The following is a 4,239-nucleotide window of genomic DNA, read 5'->3' on the forward strand; positions in this document are numbered from 1 at the left end:
TCTATAAGCGGCGGGGCGCGGACGGCTTGAACGGCACCGAACCCAGCTCGACTTCACTCTTTCTGAGCACCTGGTAGCGGGAGCGCTACCACTCATCACTACTTTGAGAACTCTTCAGCGGAAGGCAACCGATCGCATGGACGCGGTGGACAGGCAGCTCATCCAGGCCCTCAGGGAGAACGGCCGCGCCTCCTACGCGGAACTGGGCCGCCTCGTGGGTCTCTCCGGCCCCAGCGTCACCGACCGCATCAACCGGCTGGAGGCGGCCGGGGTCATCACCGGCTACCGCGCCACGGTCGACGCGGCCTCGCTCGGTCTCGGCGTGACCGCCCTCATCGGCATCTCGCTGTCCGACGCGGCCGACCACGAGGACGTGGCGGCCCGGCTGCGGGATCTGGGCGAGATCGAGGACTGCTGGTTCATCGCGGGCGACGACTCGTTCATGCTCAAGGTGCGGGTCGACGACGTGGACGGTCTGGAGCGGATGATCCGGCGGCTGTCCGGGACGAAGGGCGTCTCCCGGACCCGTACGACCGTCGTGCTCTCCACGAAGTGGGAGAACCGGGTGGGTGAGCTGCCGGAGGAGGGCTGATGCGGTAGCGCTCCGCTGGGTGGGGCGGTGGCGCTTCGTCGTGGGGCCGTCGGCTCGTTTCGCGACTGCGGGTCGTCCGTGGCTGAGCGCGCAGTTCCCCGCGCCCCTTGCAGGGCGCCAGTGCCCGGAGCTGGAGTTGTACGGTTGCACGAGTTGTTGTTGAGGAGAGGCGGAGGCATGGACGTCGGGCTCAAGCGCGAGCTGGAGAAGAAGGTCCGCTCCGGTGAGCGGCTGACCCGCGAGGACGGCATCGCGCTGTACGAGTCGGACGACCTGGCCTGGCTGGGCGGGCTCGCGCACGAGGTGCGGACGCGGAAGAACGGCGACGTCGTCCACTTCAACGTCAACCGGCACCTCAACATGACGAACGTGTGCACGGCCTCCTGCGCGTACTGCTCGTTCCAGCGGAAGCCGGGCGAGAAGGACGCGTACACGATGCGCATCGAGGAGGCCGTCAAGCTCGCCAAGGCGATGGAGAGCGACAACCTCACCGAGCTGCACATCGTGAACGGGCTGCACCCGAACCTGCCGTGGCGGTACTACCCGCGCTCGCTGCGGGAGCTGAAGGCCGCGCTGCCGAACGTGTCGCTGAAGGCGTTCACGGCCACGGAGATCCACCACTTCGAGACGATCTCGGGGCTCAGCGCCTCCGAGATCCTCGACGAGCTCATCGACGCCGGTCTGGAATCGTTGACCGGCGGTGGTGCGGAGATCTTCGACTGGGAGGTCCGGCAGCACATCGTGGACCACCGCACCCACTGGGAGGACTGGTCGCGGATCCACCGGCTCGCGCACGAGAAGGGTCTGAAGACGCCGTGCACCATGCTGTACGGCCACATCGAGGAGCCGCGTCACCGTGTGGACCATGTGCTGCGGCTGCGTGAGCTGCAGGACGAGACCGGTGGCTTCCAGGTCTTCATTCCGCTGCGCTACCAGCACGACTTCGTGGACATGAAGGACGGCAAGGTCCGCAACCGCCTCCAGGCGAGGACGCAGATGGCGACGGGCGCGGAGGCCCTGAAGACCTTCGCGGTCTCACGGCTGTTGTTCGACAACGTCCCGCACGTCAAGGTCTTCTGGGTCATGCACGGCGTACAGACCGCCCAGCTGGCGTTGCAGCACGGCGCCGACGACATGGACGGCTCGGTCGTCGAGTACAAGATCACGCACGACGCGGACAACTTCGGCACGCCGAACAAGCTGACCCGTGAGGATCTGCTGGACCTGATCCGGGATGCCGGGTTCCGGCCGGTGGAGCGGAACACGCGGTACGAGATCATCCGCGAGTACGAGGGGCCGGACCCGGCGCGGCGGGAGACGCCCCAGCCGATGCGGGTCTGAGGTTCGGGGGCGCGGGCGCCCTTCCCGCCGTGGTGGCTTGGGCGCCTACGCGTTTGTTCGTGGGTCGGGTGCGCGCCGGGAGGTCTCCGTCCTCGGTCCGGCGGTTCTGTGGGGGTGATGAGGGTGCCCGGCGGCGGACGCCGGCCGCTGCGGGCGGACACCTCCCGGCACACCCCCTCACGTGCGTACGCGGCTGCCGGTGCGTCGGGGTTGCGGTTCGTGGCGATGCCGGGCGCGCCCCTGCTTTTCAGGGGCGCGGGGCTGTGTCGAATATGCGGCTCCGCCGCGATGGGGGTCCCCCCGCTCGAGCGCAGCCGAGAGTGGGGGAGCGACCAGCCACGACGGACCCGCACCCGACCACCGGCCGAAATGGGCGGACGAGATACCGTCCTCCACATGCCCCTCACATTTCGACTGGACCCGCCCGTCACACCCGATCTTCGGGACGGCGTGCTCAAGCTGTGGGCCGACGTGTCCAACGCCGGGGGCGCCGTGGGGTTCGTACCCCCGGTGACGCCGGAGGCGATCCGGCCCGAGCTGGTGAAGCACTTCGCGGCGATGGCCGAGGAGCGGGCGCGGCTGCTCGTGGGGTACGACCGGGACGGCGGCGTCGCGGCGACCGCGTTCTTCACGTTCAACACGCACCGGCTGATGACGCACTGGGTGTGGCTGTACACCGTGATGGTGCACCCCCGGTACCAGGGGACGGGCTGCGGGCGGGAGCTGCTCGCGGCGGCGGCGGAGGCCGCGCAGGGGTTCGACGGCATCGAGGCGATCCGCCTCACCTGCCGGGGCGGTATGGGGCTGGAGCACTTCTACGCCGCCTGTGGGTACAAGGAGGTCGGGCGGATTCCGGGCGCCATACGGGTCGCGCCGGGCGACGACCGGGACGACGTCTTCATGCTGCTGACGCTCTACTGAGGCCCCGCTGCAAGATCGTGAGCCGACCGTGCTTCACTGGACGGTGGCCTTTGGTAATGGTTCGGAACGGAAGAGTGGATTGAGATGCTCCGCTACACACTGATGCGCCTCGGTATCTTCGCGGGCTGCTTCGTGGTCGTCTGGGGCCTCGTCCACTTCGGCATCGCCCCACGCGGGCTGGGTGCGTCCAACGGCATGTGGGTGATCCTGCTCGCCCTGGTCGTCTCCGCCCCGATCAGCTTCGTGGTCCTGCGCAAGGAGCGGGACCGCGCCTCCGTGCAGATCGTACAGAAGGTCGACCGCGTGAAGGCCAACCTGGACGCCAACCGCAGCCAGGAGGACGTGGCCGACGACACGTCCCGGGCGCAGGGCCAGGCGTCCTGACAGATCAACCTGTTTTTGGTCCAGGACGCCCGTTTTTGGTCGGACTTCACGGCCACGGTGATCCGGAACACGCCTACCCTTTCCCTATGGGTGGTGTGAAGAGCAAGCGGATGCCGCGCGCGGTGCGGGAGCGGCAGATGCTGGACGCGGCGGTGCGGACGTTCGGGCAGCGGGGGTACCGGGCCGCGTCGATGGACGAGATCGCCGAACTGGCGGGTGTGTCCAAGCCGTTGGTGTATCTGTACCTGAACTCGAAGGAATCCCTCTTCACCGCCTGCATCCGGCGTGAGGCGAAGGCGCTCACCGAGGCCGTGCGCACGGGGGTGCGGACCGAGTTGCCCGCCGACCGTCAACTCTGGGAAGGGCTCCAGGCGTTCTTCACGCACACCGCCGAGAACCCGGACGGCTGGGCCGTGCTGCACCTCCAGGCCCGTACGCACGGCGAGCCCTTCGCGGCCGAGGTGGCCGCGATGCGTGAGGAGTTGGTCGCGTTCGTCACCGAACTGATCGCGGTGGCCGCACGAGAGGCGCACCGGGATCCGTCACTGGAGGAAGGGGAGGTCGCCGGGCTCGGCGAGGCCCTCGTCGGCGCCGCCGAGTCGCTGGCCGACTGGGCCAACGCCACCCCGGACGTCACGGCCAGGCAGGCGGCCGCGACCCTCATGAACTTCGCCTGGGCGGGCCTCGGCAACCTCATGGACGGGCGCCCCTGGTCGCCGCCGAGCGGCACGGACGCCCCGGTGCCGGCTCTCACGTGAGCAGCGGGCACACCTCACCGGTGACATGCACCCGGCCCTCGTGACCCCGTAGTGCGAAGCGGCCGCCTTCCGCCGCGTACGTCACCGTCCCGGGCAGCAGCACCGGCGCCCGGAACTCCGCGCGCACGAACGCCGCTCCGGGTGTCCCGTGCTCGGCCAGACAGCGCGCCACCGTCCACATGCCGTGCGCGATGGCGCGGGGGAAGCCGAAGAGGCGGGCGGTGAGGGGGTGGAGGTTGTCTC

Annotated in this window: 5 protein-coding genes and 1 pseudogene; 5 read left to right on the plus strand and 1 reads right to left on the minus strand. The window is 69.3% G+C overall.

What is annotated here, in order from left to right; genetic code table 11:
• Positions 1-136: 136 nt before the first annotated feature.
• The 5 genes from FPZ41_RS45215 to FPZ41_RS45240 all read left to right on the plus strand — a co-directional run bounded on the left by FPZ41_RS45215 (position 137) and on the right by FPZ41_RS45240 (position 3,996).
• On the plus strand, positions 137-592 hold the full coding sequence (locus FPZ41_RS45215; RefSeq protein ID WP_131564400.1) for an Lrp/AsnC family transcriptional regulator: 456 nt from the start codon (positions 137-139) through the stop codon (positions 590-592).
• Between the two features lie 177 nt (positions 593-769).
• Positions 770-1,933, plus strand: coding sequence for an aminofutalosine synthase MqnE (gene mqnE / locus FPZ41_RS45220; protein WP_152870591.1), 1,164 nt, complete (start codon positions 770-772; stop codon positions 1,931-1,933).
• 396 nt (positions 1,934-2,329) lie between these two features.
• Positions 2,330-2,854: a GNAT family N-acetyltransferase gene (locus tag FPZ41_RS45230; protein ID WP_152870594.1), complete on the plus strand. Its 525-nt coding sequence runs from the start codon at positions 2,330-2,332 to the stop codon at positions 2,852-2,854.
• Between the two features lie 84 nt (positions 2,855-2,938).
• Entirely contained in the window at positions 2,939-3,238 is a 300-nt protein-coding gene (locus FPZ41_RS45235) for a DUF4229 domain-containing protein (RefSeq protein WP_152870596.1), read from the plus strand.
• 86 nt (positions 3,239-3,324) lie between these two features.
• Positions 3,325-3,996 carry a TetR/AcrR family transcriptional regulator gene (locus FPZ41_RS45240; RefSeq protein ID WP_152870598.1) on the plus strand — a complete coding sequence of 224 codons (672 nt, stop codon included), beginning with the start codon at positions 3,325-3,327 and terminating at the stop codon, positions 3,994-3,996.
• Here FPZ41_RS45240 and FPZ41_RS45245 read toward each other — a convergent pair.
• A pseudogene (locus tag FPZ41_RS45245) lies at positions 3,989-4,239 on the minus strand (MaoC/PaaZ C-terminal domain-containing protein); the annotation flags it as partial. The gene FPZ41_RS45240 and the pseudogene FPZ41_RS45245 sit on opposite strands and share 8 nt — an antisense overlap.

It is taken from the genome of Streptomyces acidicola, assembly GCF_009377235.1.
Classification (GTDB): Bacteria; Actinomycetota; Actinomycetes; order Streptomycetales; family Streptomycetaceae; genus Streptomyces; species Streptomyces acidicola.

Bases quoted from the DNA above. Each gene is read 5' to 3' on its own strand.
- FPZ41_RS45235 (WP_152870596.1), top strand. From the start codon at position 2,939: ATGCTCCGCTACACACTGATGCGCCTCGGTATCTTCGCGGGCTGCTTC.
- FPZ41_RS45230 (WP_152870594.1), top strand. From the start codon at position 2,330: ATGCCCCTCACATTTCGACTGGACCCGCCCGTCACACCCGATCTTCGG.
- mqnE (WP_152870591.1), top strand. From the start codon at position 770: ATGGACGTCGGGCTCAAGCGCGAGCTGGAGAAGAAGGTCCGCTCCGGT.
- FPZ41_RS45240 (WP_152870598.1), top strand. From the start codon at position 3,325: ATGGGTGGTGTGAAGAGCAAGCGGATGCCGCGCGCGGTGCGGGAGCGG.
- FPZ41_RS45215 (WP_131564400.1), top strand. From the start codon at position 137: ATGGACGCGGTGGACAGGCAGCTCATCCAGGCCCTCAGGGAGAACGGC.